The sequence below is a fragment of the Priestia sp. JSM ZJ58 genome (genome assembly GCF_044383985.1).
GTDB lineage: Bacteria > Bacillota > Bacilli > Bacillales > Bacillaceae_H > Priestia > Priestia zanthoxyli.
The window spans coordinates 3,455,391-3,473,837 of the sequence record NZ_JBISEM010000001.1 but is presented as its reverse complement, the minus strand read 5'-3'; the positions used below and the strand labels follow the sequence as shown (position 1 = coordinate 3,473,837).

At 38.8% G+C, this 18,447-nt stretch carries 18 protein-coding genes and 2 riboswitches; of the genes, 12 read left to right on the top strand and 6 right to left on the bottom strand.

What is annotated here, in order from left to right; all coding sequences use genetic code 11:
• Positions 1-8: 8 nt before the first annotated feature.
• Positions 9-236 (bottom strand): hypothetical protein, encoded by a 228-nt coding sequence (locus ACH6EI_RS18140; RefSeq protein ID WP_033578383.1) that lies wholly within the window; start codon positions 234-236, stop codon positions 9-11.
• 316 nt (positions 237-552) lie between these two features.
• On the bottom strand, positions 553-738 hold the full coding sequence (locus ACH6EI_RS18135; protein WP_013055988.1) for a YkvS family protein: 186 nt from the start codon (positions 736-738) through the stop codon (positions 553-555).
• Between the two features lie 308 nt (positions 739-1,046).
• Between ACH6EI_RS18135 and ACH6EI_RS18130 the strand changes: the two genes are divergently transcribed.
• The 4 genes from ACH6EI_RS18130 (at position 1,047) to ACH6EI_RS18115 (ending at position 3,604) form a co-directional block, all read left to right on the top strand.
• On the top strand, positions 1,047-1,892 hold the full coding sequence (locus ACH6EI_RS18130) for a patatin-like phospholipase family protein (protein ID WP_028414145.1): 846 nt from the start codon (positions 1,047-1,049) through the stop codon (positions 1,890-1,892).
• Between the two features lie 17 nt (positions 1,893-1,909).
• Complete coding sequence (locus ACH6EI_RS18125) at positions 1,910-2,104, top strand: hypothetical protein (protein WP_033578384.1); 195 nt, start codon at positions 1,910-1,912, stop codon at positions 2,102-2,104.
• A 147-nt stretch (positions 2,105-2,251) separates the two neighbouring features.
• Positions 2,252-2,578: a hypothetical protein gene (locus tag ACH6EI_RS18120; RefSeq protein WP_013082248.1), complete on the top strand. Its 327-nt coding sequence runs from the start codon at positions 2,252-2,254 to the stop codon at positions 2,576-2,578.
• Positions 2,579-2,890: 312 nt separating this feature from the next.
• On the top strand, positions 2,891-3,604 hold the full coding sequence (locus ACH6EI_RS18115) for a cell wall hydrolase (RefSeq protein WP_098112871.1): 714 nt from the start codon (positions 2,891-2,893) through the stop codon (positions 3,602-3,604).
• A 163-nt stretch (positions 3,605-3,767) separates the two neighbouring features.
• On the opposite strand, the gene ACH6EI_RS18110 is transcribed toward ACH6EI_RS18115, so the two are convergent.
• A complete protein-coding gene (locus ACH6EI_RS18110; protein WP_033578386.1) occupies positions 3,768-4,127 on the bottom strand; it encodes a YueI family protein in 360 nt (119 codons plus the stop codon).
• Between the two features lie 676 nt (positions 4,128-4,803).
• Between ACH6EI_RS18110 and ACH6EI_RS18105 the strand changes: the two genes are divergently transcribed.
• From ACH6EI_RS18105 to ACH6EI_RS18085, 5 genes are all read left to right on the top strand, one after another.
• Complete coding sequence (locus ACH6EI_RS18105; protein ID WP_097824009.1) at positions 4,804-5,088, top strand: hypothetical protein; 285 nt, start codon at positions 4,804-4,806, stop codon at positions 5,086-5,088.
• Between the two features lie 230 nt (positions 5,089-5,318).
• Positions 5,319-6,617, top strand: coding sequence for an NCS2 family permease (locus tag ACH6EI_RS18100; RefSeq protein ID WP_108674520.1), 1,299 nt, complete (start codon positions 5,319-5,321; stop codon positions 6,615-6,617).
• A 173-nt stretch (positions 6,618-6,790) separates the two neighbouring features.
• Positions 6,791-7,165: a cytochrome-c oxidase gene (locus ACH6EI_RS18095; protein WP_099000146.1), complete on the top strand. Its 375-nt coding sequence runs from the start codon at positions 6,791-6,793 to the stop codon at positions 7,163-7,165.
• Positions 7,166-7,369: 204 nt separating this feature from the next.
• On the top strand, positions 7,370-7,633 hold the full coding sequence (locus tag ACH6EI_RS18090) for a hypothetical protein (protein ID WP_013055998.1): 264 nt from the start codon (positions 7,370-7,372) through the stop codon (positions 7,631-7,633).
• 48 nt (positions 7,634-7,681) lie between these two features.
• Complete coding sequence (locus tag ACH6EI_RS18085) at positions 7,682-7,888, top strand: hypothetical protein (RefSeq protein WP_014461041.1); 207 nt, start codon at positions 7,682-7,684, stop codon at positions 7,886-7,888.
• Positions 7,889-7,945: 57 nt separating this feature from the next.
• On the opposite strand, the gene ACH6EI_RS18080 is transcribed toward ACH6EI_RS18085, so the two are convergent.
• The 3 genes from ACH6EI_RS18080 to ACH6EI_RS18070 all read right to left on the bottom strand — a co-directional run bounded on the left by ACH6EI_RS18080 (position 7,946) and on the right by ACH6EI_RS18070 (position 14,403).
• Positions 7,946-8,743, bottom strand: coding sequence for a Cof-type HAD-IIB family hydrolase (locus ACH6EI_RS18080; protein WP_028414140.1), 798 nt, complete (start codon positions 8,741-8,743; stop codon positions 7,946-7,948).
• Positions 8,744-9,120: 377 nt separating this feature from the next.
• Positions 9,121-12,564 carry a methionine synthase gene (gene metH / locus ACH6EI_RS18075; protein ID WP_108674521.1) on the bottom strand — a complete coding sequence of 1,148 codons (3,444 nt, stop codon included), beginning with the start codon at positions 12,562-12,564 and terminating at the stop codon, positions 9,121-9,123.
• The gene (locus ACH6EI_RS18070) at positions 12,565-14,403 is read right to left on the bottom strand and encodes a bifunctional homocysteine S-methyltransferase/methylenetetrahydrofolate reductase (protein ID WP_047751399.1); all 1,839 of its coding nucleotides are present in this window, start codon (positions 14,401-14,403) and stop codon (positions 12,565-12,567) included.
• Positions 14,404-14,510: 107 nt separating this feature from the next.
• Positions 14,511-14,617: riboswitch (SAM riboswitch) on the bottom strand.
• A 332-nt stretch (positions 14,618-14,949) separates the two neighbouring features.
• Between ACH6EI_RS18070 and ACH6EI_RS18065 the strand changes: the two genes are divergently transcribed.
• From ACH6EI_RS18065 to ACH6EI_RS18055, 3 genes are all read left to right on the top strand, one after another.
• The gene (locus ACH6EI_RS18065) at positions 14,950-15,984 is read left to right on the top strand and encodes a YkvI family membrane protein (RefSeq protein WP_223546455.1); all 1,035 of its coding nucleotides are present in this window, start codon (positions 14,950-14,952) and stop codon (positions 15,982-15,984) included.
• Positions 15,985-16,091: 107 nt separating this feature from the next.
• Positions 16,092-16,242: riboswitch (FMN riboswitch) on the top strand.
• Positions 16,243-16,516: 274 nt separating this feature from the next.
• On the top strand, positions 16,517-17,176 hold the full coding sequence (gene ribE, locus ACH6EI_RS18060; RefSeq protein ID WP_028414136.1) for a riboflavin synthase: 660 nt from the start codon (positions 16,517-16,519) through the stop codon (positions 17,174-17,176).
• A 16-nt stretch (positions 17,177-17,192) separates the two neighbouring features.
• A complete protein-coding gene (locus ACH6EI_RS18055; protein ID WP_028414135.1) occupies positions 17,193-18,386 on the top strand; it encodes a bifunctional 3,4-dihydroxy-2-butanone-4-phosphate synthase/GTP cyclohydrolase II in 1,194 nt (397 codons plus the stop codon).
• Positions 18,387-18,447 lie beyond the last annotated feature (61 nt).

Genomic DNA, 18,447 nt, shown 5'->3' with positions numbered 1-18,447 from the left:
GCTTTTTTCTATCTTCCGTCAGCATCCGCGTTCCCATCACCATCACCATCACCATCGTGATCGTGATTAGAAGCAGATTCACTCCAGCTTGTGTAAGAGTTAGAATCTTCTTCGGCATAATTCATGGGTTCAGCGGATGTTTTTTTATTTGAAGTTTGCTTGCGTTTAAAAACGAACTGCACGATGAAAAAAAGAATGACAATAAGTGCAACGATAAACAATACAGTATCAAACATGCTAGTAATTCCTTTCAGTAAGTAGGTAGTAGTAGCTTGTTCTTATTGTCACACGAAAATAAGACCCTTTCAAGAAAAAATGGGGCCTGGTTTTGTTTCTTTAAGGAAACTTTTTTTATCTTAGCCATATATTATTGTATGAAGAAACATTTTAGAAAAGAGGGAGTACAGTGAAAAAAAGTTCGAAGGATGTTAAGGTTCAACAGTATATTTATCTCATGTATAAGCTGGGAATTATTACAGAAGAACAAAAGAATCAGTTCTTTCAAAACCACTAAAAAAGCAACCGTTTTTGCGTTCCGGTTGCTTTTTCCCTTTACATAGCGGGATTAATAATCGTGTAGTTTTTGTGATTGACAACAGTTCGCTGTTCTAAGTCTAAATCCCGGTAGTTTGTCATGTAAGTCAAATCAACAATCACGGAGTTTTCATTTACTTTTTCGACAATGCCCTGTAAGCCATTTTTAAATTCTATCAAGTTTCCTACCTCTGCTATTTTCATCATTCATCGCTCCTTTGTTTTAAATTAGTTCATTATTAATTTTTTAAATAATTTTAATTTTGAAAATAGTAAAACTAGTTAGCGTTTTCTTTTTTTACAATTTTGCCTTAAAACTGGGAATTAGTAAAGGGTTTTTTGAAAAAATATAAAATAAAATTGAAAAAACAAGTAAAATGTGCTGAGGAATAAAAGGAATTGGTAGCTTTAACGAAAGAGAGAAGCAACACAGTTCCATCTTTGTTCATCTTTCGTTATAATAAACGAGGTATAATCTTGTCATAAATTATAAGAATTAGAAGGTGTAGAAATTGAAAGATACTGGACTCGTGCTCGAAGGAGGCGGTATGAGAGGCCTTTATACAACCGGAGTTTTAGATTACTTTATGGAAAGAAATCTGTACCTTCCGTATGTAATTGGCGTTTCAGCCGGCGCTTGTCATGCCACTTCTTATTTATCTAGACAAATAGGAAGAAGTCGCAAAGCTAATTTAGATTTTTTAGAGGATCCTCGCTACTTGTCGTGGAAAAATTATTTTAAAACAAAAGAGATATTTGGAATGGATTTCGTTTTTGATGAAATTCCTAATCAGCTTCTTCCATTTGACTTTGAGGCATTTGCTGAGCGTACAGAGAAGCTTGTAGTAGGAGCAACGGACTGCGTGACGGGAGAACCCGTTTATTTTGATGAGTATGATCGGGATATTTTGACAGCGGTTCGCGCTTCTAGTTCCCTTCCATTTTTAGCACCTGTCGTTACATATAAAGGAAAAGAGCTGTTAGATGGAGGAATCAGTGATCCGATTCCAATCAAAAAAGCAGTGCAGGATGGATATAGAAAAAATATTGTTGTGCTAACGCGAAACGAAGGATATCGAAAAAAGAAATCAAATATGCTTTGGTTATTGAAGCGCAAATATCGTCATTATGATGGGCTGACTCGTGCGCTTGAGAACCGCTATAAATTGTATAATGAAACATTGTCATATATTGAAGAGCAGGAAAGACAGGGGAATATCTTTGTGATTCGTCCGCAATCCCCTCTTGTAGTAGGGCGAATTGAGAAGAATCGTGAGCGTCTCGACGCTCTTTATAACCAAGGATATAAAGAAGCTGAAGCTCAATTTGCGTCTCTGCAAAATTGGCTGAACAGCTAAAAACGAGGTGGAACTGAATGGATGAACAAACAGTAATCAATATGTTAAATGAGTTAAGTGAAGGAAAAGTAACCGAAATTAAAGTTAAAAAAGAAGACTTTCTTGCTTTTCGCCCTTTTTTAGTAAATCGCCCTGATTTCAAACATTTTCGTGGAATCGCCGGACGCGGAGGCGATTTTACCTATACGTATCTAGAAATTCCTAGGAGTTAAACGAAATGATGGCATTATTTGATTATGCCTTATATAATGGATGTATGAGCCTGTACAGTAGAGAATATACTGTTACAAGTGCTTGTGCGTTTATTTAGTAACGTATAGTAAGAGCGAATAAACGTGTTTAGTTATAGGAGGGATATTATGGATGAGTTTCGAAAAAGTACAGCACCTTTTTATTTTGCAGATCATATATGGAAAGATAAAAATGGAATGACGACTTATGGGATGCTGTTAACGAACCGGCCCGAAGATGACGGGGACTATGACCTCCATTCGTTATTAGAAGAAGCATATGTAGATCATAAAAAAATTCTAATTACTACTGTTTACGACAACAGTGAACAGCAGTTGACCGGATACGTGATACATTTATCAGATGATCAAGACGTTTTTACGTTTATGGATGATACGGGTGCTAAGCTAGTGATTGATTTCTATGATGTTGTAGAAATTGAGATCGAAGATTAAAAAGAGCTGAATGTTGATTACAACATTCAGCTCTTTTGTGTAAAAGTAGATGAATTTAAATGTTTATCATAAGAATTATAAGGGAAAAACGAATGAAGAAATTTCTGATTAAACTGAAATAATGCGGGAAAATATACCTGTATTTTAGAAAAATTACCGTGATTATGACAAAAAATAAGGTACAATGTCATATTTGTGTTCCGAACGTAATTTTGTTCATCAAACTTAAAGAAATGTAATTGAATCGTTCGGTGAAACCCCCATATAGCTATGATAGAGTAATACCATACGAAATTTCAGGAGGTATTACCTATGAAACATAGTTATATGAAATCAATGGTAGTAGCTTGTTTAGCTACTCTTTCATTTATAGGTTTTAATGCAACAGCTACGGCTGCAACTAATTATAAAGTAGTCAAAGGCGATAGTCTTTGGAAGTTAGGTAAAAGATATAGTGTAACAATTGACGATATTAAAAAATTAAACAATCGTCAAGGAGATATGATTTATATTGGTGAAACATTAGCTATTCCGAGTAAGACAAAAGTGCTGGCTGCTGAAACAACGGAACCTTCAACGGCAGCACCTGCTAATACGGCTAAGCCAGAACCAAAACCAGAAGCCAAACCTGCAGACCAGGAAACACCTGCAGTTTCGATTTCGTCAAGCGAAAAAGATTTATTAGCTCGCTTAGTAGAAGCCGAAGCAAAAGGCGAATCGTATGAAGGAAAAGTAGGGGTAGCAACAGTGGTGTTAAACCGTGTAGATTCTCCGAAGTTTCCAGATACGGTAACAGGAGTTATTAAACAAGTTGTCGGAAAAGCATACGCTTTTTCACCGGTTCAAAACGGATCAATTAACAAACCTGCTTCAGAAGATTCGAAAAAAGCAGTAGAGCAAGCGTTGACTAGAAAAGATCGTTTAGACGATTCCATTTACTTTTATAATCCAAAAACAGCTACCGATAACTGGATTCGTTCACGTGCTGTAATTAAAACAATTGATCATCACGTGTTTGCTAAATAAAAAAGAGGCTGCAACAAAAGTATTTTAGACGAAGTGAAAAACGAACCATTGATCACATGTTGATCAATGGTTCGTTTTTTTTTTGATGGTGAATATAGTTTTATCTGTCTCGTTCCTTCTAGCAGTTGATTGGATTCATTTCGTTATGTGTCAACCTCTTTTTTTAGTCTAAAAAGATATCTCGTTCCAAACTGCCTTCAGAACCCGTTAAAACTAGACCAATATCGGTATCAGCTTCTAAGTTCTGAACGATGGTAAAAGGCACTTTATGTTGGTTAGCCACTTGAATATAAGGGGAGAGGTATGAATAAGACAAAGAGCCATTTAAAAACAAATGACCGTCTTTCACTTTTTTTAAAAGAGGCTTTATTTTTGCTGCATCCTTTTTCATGACTTGCCCTTTTTTTAGCGCAATTTCAATATTCTCACGTAGAGCAGTTAAGAAATATCTTCTTTCGTCTCTTTTTGTTTCCTTTGCTCCGTACATTCCTCGTTCTAAGTATTCTTCTAGTTGATCAGACATTATGTCACTTCCTTTCGTTATAAACTATAAACGATTATGGATATAAGTAAAAGGGACAGGAAAAAAGGAAAATCACTGTGCTATATCACCTGTTTTTTTTGCTGAGTACAAAGAAAAACAAAAAATGTGTTGAAATTTAGCCTAAAATATTGTTTAATGTAAATAGATAGAAAATCATATCGGTTTTTTATTAAAGGTTTGTAAGCGATTACAGATATACATACATAGCAGCGTTTGGGGAGACGCTCCTATGATTTTATGTTCAAAGCGCATTGTATAAAAAGGGGATTATATAGCTTTAGGGCATATACGGTCAAGCAAAGGGTCAGATAAATTAATAAAAAATCGCTATGTATTTTCATAAGAAGAACGGTCAACATGTTTGTTGAGCGTTCTTTTTATGCTTTCATATTATGTTTATTTCTCATTGCAGCAGCTGCTGCAAATTATAAAGGTGCATTCCTCGTTTCATCTCTCTTATTTTACATAAGTTACATGTAGTATGTTTCAAAGCCTTAAAAAATATATGTTTGTACGCTTGTTTAATCCTAATGAGGTGGTAGAAAATGAATATTTTTTAAGAAATCACAAAAAAAGAGGCGATTGCCTATGCAAGAAGTAGGTGAATAACATATGTAATAAAGAGAATGAAATATAATTTGAGGAGGCATGTATCATGCAAGAATTTGATATTAATGACATAAGAAGACCATTCGGTGGTTTTGGAGGATTTGGTCGTCCAGGATTCGGTTTCGGTCGCCCAGGTTTTGGTTTTGGTCGTCCTGGTTTTGGCTTCGGCCGTCCGGGGTTCGGCTTTGGCTTTGGTCGCCCTTGGGGTTGGGGCTTTGGAGCTCCATTTCTTGGAGGATTAGTTCTTGGAAGTGCACTAGGAGGTCCAGGTTATTACGGTTATCCAGCCCCATATTATCCGCCGTACCCACCATATTATCCTTATTATTAAAACAGTGAGCGCTGATAAAGCGCTCTTTTATTATGTCCAATCCAAGGTATATATAGAATGAATGCAAGACGTTGCGTTTAGAAAATGATAACAGTTTTAAATAAGGAATGAACGCTTAAGCTAAAGAAGACAAGTTTTCCTTGCAACAATTGTTGATTTTGCTATAATAACTTCGGTGGCATTTTTGGTCACTGGGTGGGCGAGGGATAGATGAAAAGAAGGAAATTAGATTGAACGCATTATTTGAAAAGTTGTTTCGTTTAAACGACCACCAAACAACTGTCGGAAAAGAAAGCTTAGCTGGGGTCATTTCATTTCTTTCCATCGTGTATATTATAGCTGTTAATTCAACCATTTTGTCTGATGCCGGTATTCCGCTTGAAGCAGGAATATTCGCAACAGTAGCTTCGGCTTTTGTAGGCTGTGTTATTATGGCTTTTTGGGCAAATGCGCCTCTCATCCTGGTGCCAGGTATGGGGATTAATGCGTTGTTTACGTATACGATGGTTCAATCAATGGGGTTATCTTGGCAAGAAGGGTTATTAGCAGTAGTGATATCCGGCTTTCTTTTTATAGCATTAGCTTTTTCACGACTGTCTGCCAAAATTGTCTCTTCGATTCCGCATTCGCTAAAAGAAGCGATAACAGTCGGTGTTGGCTTATTTTTAACATTTATCGGTTTGCAAAAAGGGAAGCTTGTAGTTCCAAGCGAGAACACTTTTGTAGCACTTGGAGACTTGTCAGATCCGTTTGTAATCAGTACGCTGTTGACGTTAATTATCACAATCGTACTGTTTATCCGAAATGTGAAAGGTAACTTTTTGTTAAGCATGATTGCTGGATCAGTCCTTGCCTTCTTACTTGGTGTAAGAAGCAGTGCAGAAAAAGGACATTCCGCTGGGAGCGTGAACGCCTTCTTTAGCAGCTTTGGCACATTGTCTTTTGGAGCTATTGGAGACGTTGCGTTTTGGGCAGCTGTCTTTTCATTAACAATGGTATTGATTTTTGAAAATATCGGGTTGCTGCATGGTCAGCTAGGTATGATGAATCAAGATAGCAAATTTCCGCGGGCCTTTCAAGCAACAGCTGCCTCAGCGTTACTAAGCGGCGTGTTTGGAACAAGTCCAACGGTGTCTTCTGTAGAAGGAGCATCTGGTATTGCAGCTGGAGGGCGAACGGGTTTAACATCGCTGATTACAGGAGTTTTATTTTTAAGTTCACTTCTGTTTATTCCATTTATCAAGCTGGTTCCAGATAGTGCTATTGCACCTATTCTTATTGTTATTGGAGCATTGATGATTCAAAATATCAAAAACATCAATTTACAGGACTTAACAGAAGGTTTCCCTGCATTTTTAATTATTGCGCTTATTCCTCTTACGTACAGCATTGCTGATGGAATTGCATTTGGGTTCATTGCGTATCCACTGCTTAAATTATTCCTTGGTAAAATGCGTGAAGTATCGATGTTTATGTATGTAAGCGCGCTATTGTTTTTCTTGAATTTTGTGCTGCATTATATTGCTTAAAATAGACGGCTGAGTACTTTTGCTCAGCTGTTTTTTGTGTTTGCGGTAAAGAATCCTCTTTTTAGATATCATACTCCGTATTTCGTGTCCTTTGGTTAATCAGCCGCTTCTAAAATGATGTTTCCTGCGTAAAGTAGTACAGAAGTCGGAGGGGATATAAGGGGGAGAAAACGATGGGAATTAAATTAATTAAAATATCAGCCGTTTATTTTGGAATTGGCATCATATTGGGGTATTATATGTCAATTGTTCACAGCTACGCTTTGACGCCTGTTCACGTGCACATTAATTTATTAGGATGGACGTCGCTTACGTTAGCGGGACTTATTTATTATTTGTTTCCTGCGTTTAGCGAAAGTAAATTAGCTAAACTGCACGTATGGTTGCATAATATAGGATTACCGGTCATGATGATTGGTTTATTTCTCATGATCGTACTAGAAAACCAAGCTTTTACACCCCTAGTGGCAGTAGGAGCAACACTTACGGCTATTGGCGTTTTAATTTTCGTATATCACACCCTTAAAAATTTGAAACCTGAACGATAAACCAAGAAGGTCGTTGACGATGGCTGCTAATTTCAAAAGGAAAAAGAACCAGCTATAGCGAATATACATGTAAACAAGGTGAAAGTGCGATTTACATAAAGGTGTGCTAGGCATCTTTATAAGGAGGGGTAAGCTGCAGGAATTTCTAGCTCTTATAAAAGCCAATAAAAGGGCTGATTATAAGTTTCTTGCGGCGGAGATACTATGGGAGAACATCAACAATTAGTGCGTGTTAGGGAGCTAGCAAATGAAATTATTCGACTTCGTCTTCAAGACCGTACGACTTATGACGAATTAGAGTTGCAAAATAATGTAGAGTTGTTGTCTCGTTCTGTGGTTGACTTAGTAAACATTATGTTAGCCGAAGATGTGGATTCGTCTACGTCTTTAAAAGCTACAGCTTCTAAAATGAAAATGGTGTATAATAACATGCATCAAGCTGAGAAAAAAGATTATTTGCATTTCTAATTGCTAGGCTCCTTTTCGCCACAAACGAAATGGAGGTGTACGAGGCAGATGCTATCGTCACTAACGACTTCTGAAGCTATTGTAGCATCCGTTCTTGCACTGGTTGTCATTGCCGTTTCCATTATCTTTTTTGCCACTCTTATTATGGTTGTTGTTCGACGAGAAAGAATCAGCAGCTTGGTTAATCATGGAGAGCATGCAGATGGGAAGCAAAAAAGCTTAGGTGATTTTTTTCGTTCTTTACGAAAAAAATAAATACCATTTTCTTATTAAATAGATAAAAGCGGTCAATTTAAACGTTGACCGCTTTTTTTAGATTGTTTGCTTATTTTTTTCTAAAACAATACGCGCTGCTTCACTAACAGATGACACAACAGCAGAGGCATGGCGCTGAACAGCTTCAGGAGCTGTAGCCATAGCGAAACTGTTCGGTGTTAATTGAAACATAGGAATATCATTAAATGAATCCCCCACACATGCAATTTCCTCTGGTTTTAGCTGAAGATGATTTAATAAAATTTCAATGGCATTTCCTTTGCTGATATGTTTAGGCATAATATCCAAACACTGCTTGGCAGAAATATATGTATCAATATAATCACCAAACTCTTCGTTCACTTCTTTTTGCAGAGCTACCATTTCATCATGATCTCCAAGAACCGTGATTTTAGATGGAGAAAGAGCGTGACCAAATGAATCTGTCATTTCAATTTGTTCTTCGATAGGGAAAAACATGTGAGTTTCAATTGCTTCAATAATTTCATTTCGCTGCTCTACATAATTCGTGTCGTTTGAACAGACAAGCGTAATACGGTTAGGATCTATCGTTTTTTTATAAAGTTGAACCGCTAAATCATCTTCAAACACTTTTCCATGAAGTTCTTGATTTTCTTTGGTCCACACAAATCCTCCGTTTTGGCTAATGCGATGAAATGTATTATTAATATCAGTAGAAATCTTTAAAATTTCCGTATCCATTCGTCCAGAAGCAAGACAAACCTCTACTCCTTGGCGCTGAAGTTCACTAAGTGCGTCTGCATTATGCTGTTCTACGTATTTTTCTTCGTGTAAAAGAGTTCCATCTAAGTCGCTTACAAATAATTTAATCATCTCTTGAAAATTCCTTTCCCTAAAAAAATTACCTTGATAAGAGTGTTACAAATTTATTACATTCCTTATTCTATCAGTGTTTCCCAAGAAACTCATAAAAAAAGCTCAAACCGGCGGTGAATTCAAAGAGATTAAGACATAACTACATCACTTTTTTTCGCAGGAGTCTTCGCCTTGCCCTCTAATCAACAGCTAGAAACAGCTACATGAAATCTAGTTTGCCATCATAATGAAAACAATCCGAACGGAGTTGATTCTCAATTAAGAATTAACTCCGTTCGAATCTTTCTTCAACTAAAATCCATTTGTCGCAGCCTTTTTTTTAGGTTTGTTCACTGTAAAAAAACAGCCGCGGTCTAAAAGACCGCAGCCATGTTTTACAATACGTTAAAATATTTCGCTTCAGGATGTGCAAAAACAAGGGCTGTAACAGAAGCTTCTGGTTCCATCATGAAACCGTCTGTTAACTGAATGCCGATGTCTACAGGTTTAATTAATTTAAACAGTTTTGCTTGGTCTTCAAGGTCTGGACATGCGGGATATCCGAATGAAAAACGCTGACCTTGGTATTTGGCTGAAAAACGCTCCGCCATTGTAAAGTCAGGCGAATCGGGGAATCCCCAGCGGTCACGAATTTGCTGATGAACACGTTCTGCTAATCCTTCAGCTAGTTCAAGCGCAAGAGCTTGGAACACGTGACTCTTTAAAAACTCGCCGTTTTCTTTGAATTTCGCCGCGCGTTCGCGAATGCCTGTTCCTGCTGTTACAGAGAAGAAACATACATAGTCCATCTCTTTTTCTTTAGGCTTTGCAAAATCAGATAAGCACAGGAACTGTCCTTTTGCTTGTCGAGGGAAGGTAAAGCGTTCAATTTCTGTTTTTTCATCAGCAGGATCATAAATAATTAAATCATTTCCGTCTGCTTGAGCAGGGAAGAACTGATAAATAACCGCTGGTTTAATTAAGTTTTCTTTTAGTGCCAGTTCGAGAAGGTCATCAACGGTTTCTTTTAATTGAACAGCACGCTCGTCTTTTTCAGCAAGCAGCTTATTCACTTTTCCTTTTAGTCCTAAGTGATGGCCTAAAAGCATCTGCCAGTTAATATACGGAAGAACCTGTGCCAAATCGTAGTGTTTGACAACGTGGCGCTTTAAATCAGCCGGTACAAAAACAGGAACATCCGTTGAAATGGCGGATCTTTCTAAAACAGCCGTAGCTGCTTGAGCGGTTTGAGGCTGGCGTTCTCGAACCGTTACTTTCTTTTCTTGACGCGTTTTTAAATCTGCTAAAAGCTGAATAACTTCTTCTTTGTTCTGCAGCTTATTTGCTAACGCTAATCCGTCCATCGCATCTTTGGCGTAGAGGACGGCACCTTCATATTCCGGGGCAATTTTAAAGTCAGTAAATTTACGGGAAAGGGCAGCGCCTCCTACCATAATTGGAACATCAATGCTTGATTGCGTTAAATCTTGTGCAGTTAAAACCATTTGCTGAGCAGATTTTACTAAAAGACCTGACAGGCCAATGATGTCTGGCTTTTCGTCTTTTACTGCTTCAATCAGCTGCTGCGGCGTTACTTTAATTCCTAAATCAATGACTTTAAAACCATTGTTGCTTAAAATGATGTCTACTAAGTTTTTACCGATATCGTGCACGTCGCCTTTAACCGTTGCAAGAATCACTTTTCCTTTTCCAGAATCATTTTCAGTTGCTTCCATATGAGGTTCTAAAAAGGCAACGGATGCTTTCATAACTTCCGCACTTTGAAGCACTTCTGCTACAATCAGCTGGTTGTCATTAAACAAACGTCCGACTTCCGCCATCCCCTTCATAAGCGGTCCGTTAATAATATCTAACGGATCATCATATTGAGCTAAAGCCTGTTCTAAATCAGGAAGCAATCCTTCTTTTGTACCTTCGACAATATACATTGCCAATCGTTCTTCAAGTGTTAACGTAGAAATTTCTACTTTTGCTTCTTTCTTTTTATCACGATAAAAGTCTGTAAACGTGCTTAGCGTTTCATCAGTTGTGTTAAATAATAACGCATTAGCAAGCTCAATTTCAGCTTCTGGAATAGAAGCATAGCGCTCTAATTTTTCTGTATTAACAATGGCATAATCGAGTCCAGCCTGCGTACAGTGATAAAGGTAAACCGCATTTAGTACTTCACGTCCGACTGGAGGAAGACCGAATGACACGTTACTTACGCCAAGAATGGTCAGGCAATCAGGCAGGGCTTCTTTAATCATTTTAATTCCCTTAACTGTTTCTTCAGCAGAACCAATATATTGTTCATCACCAGTCCCTACAGGAAACACAAGAGGGTCAAAAATAATATCTTTTGGATTAAAGCCATGTTTTTTAACAAGCAAATCATGTGAGCGTTTAGCAATCTCTACTTTTCTTTCTGCAGTAACGGCCATGCCTGTTTCATCGATTGTACCGACAACCAGAGCTGCACCGAATTTTTTTACTAGCGGCAAGATTGCATCAAAACGCTCTTCACCATCTTCTAAGTTAATGGAGTTGATAATGACCTTACCTTGCGAGTACGTTAAAGCTTTTTCAATAACTTTCTCGTCAGTTGAATCGATTACAAGAGGAACCTTCACTTTTTTTACAACTTCTTGAATAAATTCCTCCATGTCTTCCATTTCTTCACGGTCTGGATCTGCTAAGCAAATATCAATAACGTGAGCACCATTTTTAACTTGAGCACGCGCAATTTCAGATGCTTCTTCAATTTTTCCTTCCGCAATCAGACGCTTGAACTTGCGAGAACCGATTACATTCGTACGTTCTCCCACAAAAAGAGGGCGCATAGAATCGTCATATACAAGCGGTTCAATACCGGTTACAGCATGATTATGCTCGGAGCGATCAAGCGAACGAGGCGCAACCTCTTTTACTGCTTCAGCAAGTGCTTTAATATGAGCAGGCGTTGTACCACAGCATCCGCCTACAAAGTTCAGCCAGCCTTTATCAGCAAATCCTTTAATTTTTTGAGCCAGCAGCTCAGGGGACTCATGATAATTGCCTTCTTCATCCGGAAGTCCAGCGTTTGGATAACAGCTAACAGCTGAAGTGGCTAGGTCTGAAAGAGAGCGAATATGATCCGTCATAAATTCAGGACCTGTCGCGCAGTTAAGTCCGACTGAAAGAGGCTTCATGTGTTCCAGTGATAAGTAAAAAGATTCGATATCTTGACCAGCGAGAGTTGTTCCCATTGGCTCAATCGTTCCTGAAATCATAATTGGAACTTCTATTTTCAGTTTTTCAAACGCCGCTGTAATGCCTAAAAACGCAGCTTTTACGTTCAGCATGTCTTGACAGGTTTCGACTAGAAGTAAGTCAACGCCGCCGTCTAACAAACCCCGAGCTTGCTCTTCGTACGATTCTACTAACTCAGGGAATGTAATACCTCCCGTAACAGAGAGAGTTTTAGTGGTAGGACCGATAGCTCCAGCTACGAACCTAGGCCATTCGGGAGTTGAATATTTATCGCGGGCTGCACAAGCAAGCTTCACAGCTTCGATATTCAATTCATACGCCAAGTGGCCTAAATCGTATTCATCAAGTACGGTAGATGTTGAGCCAAACGTATTGGTTTCAATGATGTCAGCACCCGCTGCAAAGTACTCTTCATGAATGCGCTGAATCACATGAGGCGCTGTTCGGGTCAAATATTCGTTGCAGCCTTCATATTCTTCGCCGCCAAAATCTTCAGCGGTTAAATCAGCATCTTGAATCATCGTTCCCATTGCTCCATCGATGACGAGTATTCGCTTCTTTAGTTGTTGTTCGATAAGTGAGCTCATTTATATCTTCCTTTCTGATGTAACGAGTTGCTTGTCATGAATATAGCGTGTTAGAATTTCGGTCATTTCATAGCGCATAAACGGCGTAATTAAGTAAATACCGTCAAATAGCTCATATGCTGTATCAATTAAGTTTTTTGCAATCGCAAGGCCTTCGACTTCACCGCGAATCCGGTCATTTCCCGTTGCGTCCATACGTTCTAGAATATCTTCTGATAATTTAATTCCAGGTACTTCATGGTGAATAAATCGAGCATTTCTTGCGCTTGTTAACGGCATGATCCCGATGTATACCGGTGTTGTTAAATGTTTGGTTGCTTCATATACCTCTTCAATTTGCTTAGTTGAATAGAGAGGCTGAGTAATGAAATAGTGAGCCCCGCAGTCGATTTTCTTTTCCAAGCGCTGAACGGCTCGGTCTAAGTGACGCACGTTTGGGTTAAAGGCAGCTGCAATGGAAAAATTGGTTTTTTGACCAAGCGGTTTGCCGGAATAAGATAGTCCTTCATTAAACTGAGCGATTAAACTAATCAAGTCAAATGAAGATAAATCATAAACCGAAGTGGCGCCAGGGAAATCGCCAACTTTTGACGGATCACCGGTAATTGCAAGCACTTGATTCATTCCTAGCGTATGAAGTCCCATTAAATGAGATTGAAGTCCAATTAAATTTCGGTCGCGACAGGTAATATGAATAAGCGGTCGTGCTTTTGTTTCTTGTTGCATCAGTGTTGCCATTGCCAAGTTGCTGATGCGAGGTGAGGCAAGAGAATTATCAGCTAATGTAATAGCATCTACGCCGACTTTATCAAGTGCTTTTGCGCCTTCTAAAAATTTCGTCGGACCAAGCTGTTTAGGCGGATCCAGCTCGACGATAACCGAGCGGCGCTTCTTCACAATTTCGTGCATATGAGGTTTATCCTGCTGCTCACGCTCTTGAACCGTAACGGCTGGTCTCATTTTAACGACTTTGCTTGTAATCGGAGGCAGGTCTTTTAAGGCAGACGACATGGCGCGTACGTGAGCTGGTGTTGTACCGCAGCATCCTCCAATTAAGCGAACCCCTTGTTCGCGGAATAAACGCGCGCTTTCTACAAAGTAGTCTTCATTCGTTTCATATTCCAGCTTGCCTTCCACATACGCCGGAAGGCTGGCATTAGGGTAAGCAGATAAGAAAGCACGATCAGGAAGCGGTACTTCTTCAAGAGACTGAATCATATGATAAGGACCTAAACGGCAGTTTAGCCCGACAACATCTGCTCCCAAGTCTTCTAATTCTTTTAATGCATCTGCTAAAGGACGCCCATCTTGCAGTACGCCAATATCATGCAGGGAAACGTGGGTAATAATAGGCTTATCCGTTTCTTTTCTTGCTAGTGTAAGAACGGTCTTTAATTCTTCGAAATCATAGTATGTTTCAAATAAAAGGCCATCCACGCCTTCATTTAAAAGCCAAAACATTTGTTCACGAATGCTTCGCTTAACCTCTTCTAAGCTAATAGCATTTTTTTGGAAAGAACGAATTCCGCCGAGTGTACCAACCACGTAAGCCTGATCGTTTGCAGCTTGTTTCGCTAATTTTACACCAGCAACATTGATGTCTTTGACTGAATCTTCTAATCCATAACGGGCAAGTTTTTGATAATTAGCAGCGTACGTATTTGTTTGAATAACGTTTGCACCAGCTTCTACATAGGCTCTGTGAATACGAGAAACCTCTTCTGGTTTGGTGATATTTAGTTCTTCAAAACAGCTGTCAATACCGTGTGAGTAAAGGAGGGTACCAGTGGCACCATCCCCAATTAAAATTTTAGACTTTAAATCTTCAAGTAACCCCATGTCAAAACCTCCTTAAATTGTTCCGCTTCTATTTCACGAGTGATTCGTTTTATGCAATATGCCGATAAAATAGAAAAAGTCTTCTTAAGAAGAAGACTTTTTTCGCCTTCTTATCTTCCAAGCAATAAATTGCTTGCTGGATTTAGCACCATGTCTCTAACGACTGGTTGCTGAGGTTTCAAAGGGCCAGTCCCTCCACCTCTCATGATAAGAATCAATTGTATATAATTGAAACATATTTTTTTAAATAGAAAGAATACTTATTTAATAATTTATCTGATTTTTAGAAATTATACAACAGTAAATTGTGAATTTCCAGCAAATATTGAGGAAAATTTAAAAGCTAAAGGGAAAATATCCGTATATTTTGTTTGAAAACTGCCGTTATGTTAAGGGATAAAGGGTTTTCATGAAAAAAACAAGAAGGAAATAAAAAAACGAAAAAGGAACAGCACCGGGTGAGGCGAGGATTTACATATAAAAGGCTCGTCTTTTTTTAACCGTTTCTACATATAGTGAACTATGAAGGGTAGAAGGGTGATGGGCATGAAAAGGTGGAAACTCACGCTGCAGGTTGCTGCTACGTATGTAGGCACCGTTGTAGGAGCCGGTTTTGCAACAGGCAAGGAAATTGTTCAATTTTTTACACAGTACGGGGAACTTGGAATGGTTGGAATTTTGGTCAGCGGCTTGTTTTTTATTTGGCTAGGTTCGAAAATGATGCTGCTTTCGCACGCAATTGGGGCTTCTTCTTATCAGCAGCTTAATACATATTTATTTGGTGATGTACTTGGAAAAGCGGTAAACGGTGTAATGATCGTCATTTTATTTGGAGTAACTTCAGTCATGCTAGCGAGTACGGGGGCAATAGGAAAAGAACAGTTCGGGCTGTGGCCTCCTGTTGGGATGATTTGTACAATTGTTTTAACTTATATATTTATCGCAAGAGGAATTAACGGTATTTTAATGGTTAATTCTCTTGTTGTGCCGATGATGCTTTCATTTGCTTTTATCATCTTTGTGCCAAATGTCAGCTATTTCTCACTGATTCAAACGAAGCCAGACTTAACGCTCGTCACACAGTGGAAGTGGGCGGTTAGTCCCTTTTTATATATTTCCCTAAATCTAGCTTTGGCTCAGGCCGTTTTAGTTCCATTAGGAAGCTCCGTGAAAGATAAGAGCGTGATCAAAAAAGGGGCCGTAATAGGAGGATGTGTACTTACGTTTATGCTTGTTTCTACTCATCTTGCCCTTTCCAATTTGCCTTATTCATTTCAACTTGATATTCCTATGAGTGCCGTTGTTAAAAATATCTCAGCGTGGGTGAATGTTTTATTTACGGTAGTTGTGTTAGGTGAGATTTTTACTACATTGATTGGAAATGTATTTGGAATCGCTAAACAGCTTCAATCATTTCTTCCCCTGAATGACAAACAAGCTTTTGCGTTTATTATCTTGGCATGCTTTATTATCGGGCAATTTGGATATGCTCAGCTTCTTGAGTTTTTGTATCCGATATTTGGCTATATTGGACTAGCTTTTGTATGGATGCTATGTATTAAAAAAGAAAAAATAAGCTAAAAGCTGGATTTTGAAGAGCAGATGTGAAAAAACGAAGTTAAATGATGTGACAAGTCGATTTTACTTTGCTATAATGTAAAACAAATAAGACTCTAGCAGTCGAATATATTATCCTTCGGGGTCGGGTGTAAGTCCCAACCGGCGGTGATAAAGCATATGCTTTTAAGCCCGTGACCCGTTTTCATACGATGTATGTTAGCGGTGGATCTAGTTAAAATCTAGAGCCGACAGTAAAAGTCTGGATGGGAGAAGGATCAGGAAGCACAGTTGTTTTTTTGTGTTGTATTAGGGACAGGTTTGCCTTTTTTAAAGCTACCCTTGTTTTTGTACACAAATTATAACTGTTTATTTCGTATACAATTAGCGGAATTTTGCATAGATAAAACTGATTCAGCTCAGCCGACCCCTTGGACATTTGTTCAAGGGGCTTTTTTATTTTCAGTGGTTGGGGGAAAGATAAATATGAAAAAAAAGCAGCTGCTATTTCAAAAAGGCATAAGAAGTTGGAATAGCGCCAAAGCAGGTGAAGAAAATGTTCACAGGTATTATTGAAGAAATTGGAAAAATAAAACGGATTCAAAAGGCTACAGAAGCAATTGTTCTTACGATTGATGCGAAGACCGTGTTAGAAGATGTGAACTTAGGGGACAGCATTTCAGTTAACGGCGTTTGTTTAACCGTAACGGCTTACTCTCAAAATGAATTTACGGTCGACGTCATGCCGGAGACGATTAAAGCAAGTACCCTGCAGCTTCTAACCGTTGGATCACGTGTTAACTTAGAACGGGCGATGGCTGCAAATGGCCGCTTTGGAGGGCATTTCGTCAGCGGACACGTTGATGGAATTGGAACCATTGTAAGCAAAACACGTAAAGGAAATGCCTTTTATTATGAAATTCAAGTGGATCCTGAACTTCGTGAATTTATGATGTTAAAAGGATCTGTTTCTGTAGACGGAACAAGTCTTACTATTTTTGATGTCAGCAACCAATCATTTACTATTTCTCTTATTCCTCATACGGTACTTCACACAGTCGTGGGAGACAAACAGCGAGGAGACAAGGTGAATATTGAATGCGATATGTTAGCTAAATATATGCATCAGATGATGGCTAACAAGTCAACTCCTGGCGCCTCGAATCGGTCAGGTAATATGAAGGATTTATTGCAGCAGCATGGTTTTACAAATTAACAGTGAGGTGAAAGAGATGTTTCATAAAGTAGAAGAAGCCATTGAAGAGTTAAAAAAGGGAAAAGTGGTTATTGTATGCGACGATGAAGATCGAGAAAATGAAGGAGATTTTATTGCATTAGCCGAAAAAACGACGCCTGAGGTTATTAACTTTATGGCTACTCATGGAAGAGGATTAATTTGTACACCTGTTAATGAAGAAATTGCGCATAAATTGAATCTTCACCCGATGGTAGTGAACAATACGGATGTACATGGAACAGCATTTACAGTAAGTATTGATCATATTTCAAGTACAACAGGTATCAGTGCGTACGAACGTTCTGCTACCGTTATGGCTCTTGTAAATGAAGCAACGGTAGCAAGTGATTTTCAACGACCAGGACACATTTTTCCGTTGATTGCAAAAGACGGGGGCGTTCTGCAGCGTGCGGGTCATACAGAGGCCGCTGTTGATTTAGCCGTGTTAGCAGGAGGAAAGCCTGCGGGTGTTATTTGTGAAATCATGAATGAAGATGGAACAATGGCACGCGTACCGGATTTAACAAAAATTGCAGAGCAATTTGATTTAAAAATGATTACAATAAAAGATTTGATTGCCTACCGCCGCAAACATGACCAGCTGATTAGCCGTGAAGTAGAAGTAAGCTTACCTACGGCATTTGGTGATTTTAAGGCTGTAGGATATACAAATAAACTTGATAATAAAGAACATGTGGCTCTTATCAAGGGTGATATCGATCATAATAGCCCCGTTCTCGTGCGGGTTCACTCCGAGTGCTTGACTGGAGATGTGTTTGGCTCTGAGCGCTGTGACTGCGGTCCTCAGCTTCACGCAGCTCTTACGCAAATTGAAGAAGAAGGACGCGGCATTCTGCTGTATATGCGTCAAGAGGGCAGAGGTATTGGCTTATTAAATAAGCTAAGAGCATATAAGCTGCAGGAAGAAGGATACGATACCGTAGAAGCGAATGAAAAACTCGGGTTTGCTGCGGATTTACGAGAGTATGGAATCGGTGCTCAAATCTTAAAGGACCTTGGAGTCAAACAAATGAAGCTTTTAACGAACAATCCTCGCAAAATTACTGGGCTAAAAGGCTACGACCTTGAAGTGGTAGAGAGAGTGCCTCTTCAAATGCCGGCAGTGGATGCCAATAAAAAATACTTAGATACCAAAGCTAAAAAACTAGGTCATTTATTACATTTATAAGTTTACACTTTTTTTCGTTATAACAAATGAAGCTAATTCATGAAAAGAAATGTAAATAACT